We start from the raw sequence: 4,092 nt of genomic DNA on the forward strand, positions 1-4,092 counted from the left end.
TGGATCAAAAACCTCTAAGGTCTCAGTTGTATTTACTTGATCCAAATGGCTTTGTACTTCAACAGCTTACATATGCGCCTAAGGATGTAGAGTTTGAATTTGTAGAGACTGCATTGTGGAGTAATGATGGCAAAAAAATAGCGTATAGTGCTGCCGGCCAATCTGAAAGTGAAAATGGCCTATGGATAATTAATGAAAACGGGACCGAAAAGAAGAGACTTAGTGATGGCGGAGTGACGGTTGCCTGGAGCCCTGATGACAGCAGAATATTCTATTTTGATGAAAATTCCAGTCTCTATTCAATTAAGGTTGATGGAACAGATAAAGTTCAGCTCTCAACGGAATTTACAAGAAACGAAGATGTTTTTAGTTTCAGTCCGGATGGAAAAAATCTGATTTTCAGTAATGTAAACTCTGATGGAGTCTCTATATTTCTGGCAGACTCGACAGGAAAAAATGTAAAAGTGCTTGAAAAGTTTCCAGGATCTCTTATCTTCAAACCTAGCTGGAGCCCGAAAGGAGATAAAATAGCTTTTACACAGAATGAAGACCTTTATACAATAAACACCGACGGAAGCGAAAAAAGCCTTATCGCATCCACAATAACTGACTACGAATGGCATCCTTCAGGAGACTTTATCAGTTTTGTTTCATCAGGTTCTGTTTTTGCTACAAGTCCGGATGGATCGACAAAAATAAAGCTTGCTGAAGACGGTAGGCTTCTTGAAGGCTGGAGTCCTGACGGCAGCAGACTGCTCGTTAGCAACGAGCCCACAGATTTATCCATAATAAAACTCGGAGGATACGAAGACCCTCTCTCAATTGATTTTTTGACTCCAGCAAAAGGAGAAAGCTGGGAGCTAAGAGTTCGCTGCATGTCAGAGCCTGTTGCAGATGCCTTGATAACACTCAACGGAAAAGAAATCGGTCTGACAAATAGTTCAGGCTTCTTGAACTACAGCTGTCCTGATGCAGGCAGGCATATGGTAAATGCCAGCAAAACAGGATACAGATCCACAAATAGAGTTCTTATCGTGGAAGGGAACTCCTCCACCTCTTCAGTAACACCTGTAGGTTCAGAGCCATCCTCTGACTCTGGAAAAGAGACACCCTCAAGGCCTGCATCCCAAACTCCAGGATTCAGGGGGATTACTTTGGTCCTGCTCCTTCTTTGTTTCATTCGCAGGAGGATTTCTCTATGAAAACAGACCTGAGAAATGTGGGAGTCATTGCTCAGAAAGAATTTGCAGATCACCTGTACAGCCCTGGTTTCAGGATGCTGCTTGGGATTTTCACGTTGATAATTCTTTCAATGAGCGTTATATCAGGAGAAAACGGATTTAACATCTTTGAGTCTGGCTTTCTTGATATTGCTCAGGTAATAACACTTTTTCTTCCTATTCTCGGACTTGCCCTTGGCTTTGACTCAGTCGTAAGGGAAAAGAATTCGAAATCACTGAATACATTACTGACACATCCAGTTTTTCGAGATAATATTATAAGTGGAAAAATTCTAGGAGGTTTTGGAGCTCTTACTCTTGTTATTTTTGTTTCGGTCATCGCTTCAATTGGCACTCTTCTGATGTTAACAGGGATAAACGTTGGTATTTCTGAACTGAACAGGATCTTAGTCTTCTCATTGTTAACTTTCTTATATCTTTCGGGCTTTTTTGCTTTCAGTCTATTAATCTCGATTCTTTCGAAGAGTTCAGAACGTTCTTTTATTTCCGGGCTTGTGGTGTGGATTAACTTGATTTTGATCTTCGGAGCTATAGTAACTGCTGCCTCATCTATCATTACCGGGGAATTAATAGTCGACCTTGGACACAATGAAGAGGCTATGACCCTGAGTGAAGACCTGCAAAAGCTTTCTCCCGCAAGTTATTATGCTGAAGCTGTGACCGGAGTCCGTCTCAGTTATGGGAGTTTTGGAATTTCTTCAGGTAAAGAAACTAATGGAATTTTTGACATGAGAGTAGGGCTTGGAACCTGGCTTTCGGATTACTGGACAAACCTGGTTGTACTTGCAGGCATACCTGTACTGATGTTTATAATCTCTTATGTGATGTTTCTCAGAAGAGATATAGGAGGTGAAAAAGGATGAACTGTGATTTTGAAAAAGCTCTAGTGATTGCCGAAAAAGAATTTGCTGACAGGCTCTGGAGCCCTATTTTTTTGTCTTTACTCGGGACTTTAATAATTGCAATATTTGCAGTCACCTATAGAGAAATCCTTCAGACAGAGTTCTATAGCCAGGTAGGAGAGTTACCTACACCTCTATCATCAGTTCTTGAGGGATTTTACAGCACTTCACTGATGATGACCTGGTTCAGTCCGCTTGTAGGCATCGCCTTAAGCTTTGATAACGTGATAAAGGAAAGAAAGTCGGCATCTTTGAACGTTTTATTAACACATCCAGTGTTCAGGGACACGATAATCCTTGGAAAAATGCTTGGAGCTGTACTTCTTCTTCTGGTAGTTATGCTGATCTCAAGTGGAATTTCCTTAGGGACAATAATGCTTCTTCTCGGAGCAAAAGTAAGTGCAATGGAGTTAAGCAGAATCGCAATCTGGTTCATTCTTACTTTCCTTTATGCTCTGGTGTTTCTTGGTATAGGACTTGTTTGTTCTACCTTTGTTCGAGAAGCTGCGGATTCACTTGTCTATAATATTGCTATCTGGTTAACTCTCAGCATTATGTTTACTTGGATACTTATTTTTCTACATTATACTATTGAGCCTGTAGTAAGTGCTGGAGGCCCGGATATAACCAACAGTCTTTCAGCTTTATCTCCAATGCATCATTATGCAGAGTTGAGCACTGGAAAAACAGGTCTTGGATGGGGAGCCGGAGGGGGAGGAAAAGGAGGAGAAAATATAGATGGAATTTTGGATATCCGTTTTACTCTGGCTCAGTGGCTAAATGAATTCTGGACAAATATTGTAGTCCTGTTCGTAGCTCCTCTAATCCTCCTGATAGTTGCACATCTGAAATTTTTACGGGAGGATATAAGTGCTTGATAGAAAGGAGAAACTCCTCCCAATGGTATTGATAATATTTGTACTAATTTCTCTCATGCCCTTTCCAGCCAGAGCGGACTTCTCCAGTCTTGCAGTCTTAAACGAAATCAGTGGCAAGGTCGCAAAGCCTGGAGACCTGGTGGAGTTCAGCTTTACCTTAGAAAAAGGATACAACACTTCTGAGAGCACATCAGTTACATTTTTCCTGGAGAAAGTACCCGAAAACTGGACTGCAGGTATCTATGCAGATGGCACTCAGGTAAGCCAGATTACTCTACCCGAAGAAGCGGGTGAAAAGGAATTGACTCTTAAAGTAAGAGTTCCTGAAAAAAATAAGAGTTCCTAAAATACAAAGGATGGATCATATTCTGTGAAAATAGGTTTACGACCTTACTGAGAAGATATCAAAAACTATGGTACCATAATAAGGAGTTTACAGTGACAAGAGGCACGGAATCCATGTTCGGAGAGGAAAAAATGAATTTACAGAAGCTGTTTTTCAAAATTATTAAAGAAGCATAATGTAGAGTAAATATATTTGATATGTTGAGAAAATCATAGATTGAGCAATCATTGAATCTATCAATTTTTAATAGCTAATCACATTTTGAATTCGAATCCAATGAAGAAAAACTAAAAAGCTTATGAAAATAAAGAAATAAGGATCTTTTCCTTGACTGAAAGATAATCTCGGTATCAATCCTCCCAAGGGTACATACAACAAGGAACCTGGATGTTTAAAGTTTATGAGGAATCAGTTAGCGGAACGCAGTATACATTTAATGTTTACCAGTACTAAGCTTGAAAAAAAGCTTATCTTCTGTTTACTATTTTTTATTTTAACAACAACAGCTGAGGCTACCGAATATACTGTAAGTCCTTTTCCAAGCGATAAATTTGGGGAGTCAATAGCTGGAGAAGATGTACAGATAGTAGAAGATACTGTAATACCTTACTGGCAGTTTCTGCTCTGGCTAGCTGCAATGCAAATTTTATCAATAATAGACGTAATCCTCTACTTTACAAAGTTCATTTTCATAATACTCGGATTTCGAGCTGCTGACCATCCAA

4 protein-coding genes and 1 pseudogene are annotated in these 4,092 nt (G+C 39.8%); all 5 read left to right on the plus strand.

The genetic code is table 11. The annotated features are described in order from the left end of the window. A partial coding sequence (locus ASJ81_RS09535) for a TolB family protein (protein WP_141241646.1) occupies positions 1-1,202 on the plus strand: 1,202 nt, incomplete at its 5' end. Beyond that, positions 1,199-2,104, plus strand: a complete 906-nt coding sequence (locus ASJ81_RS09540) for an ABC transporter permease (protein ID WP_095644269.1) — start codon at positions 1,199-1,201, stop codon at positions 2,102-2,104. The genes ASJ81_RS09535 and ASJ81_RS09540, both read left to right, overlap by 4 nt. Beyond that, positions 2,101-3,021, plus strand: coding sequence for an ABC transporter permease (locus tag ASJ81_RS09545; RefSeq protein ID WP_095644270.1), 921 nt, complete (start codon positions 2,101-2,103; stop codon positions 3,019-3,021). The genes ASJ81_RS09540 and ASJ81_RS09545 overlap by 4 nt, the downstream gene beginning before the upstream one ends. Continuing rightward, on the plus strand, positions 3,014-3,367 hold the full coding sequence (locus tag ASJ81_RS09550) for a COG1470 family protein (RefSeq protein ID WP_245860009.1): 354 nt from the start codon (positions 3,014-3,016) through the stop codon (positions 3,365-3,367). The genes ASJ81_RS09545 and ASJ81_RS09550 overlap by 8 nt, the downstream gene beginning before the upstream one ends. 436 nt (positions 3,368-3,803) lie before the next feature. Then, a pseudogene (locus tag ASJ81_RS09555) lies at positions 3,804-4,092 on the plus strand (winged helix-turn-helix transcriptional regulator); the annotation flags it as partial.

The organism is Methanosarcina spelaei (assembly GCF_002287235.1).
Lineage (GTDB): Archaea > Halobacteriota > Methanosarcinia > Methanosarcinales > Methanosarcinaceae > Methanosarcina > Methanosarcina spelaei.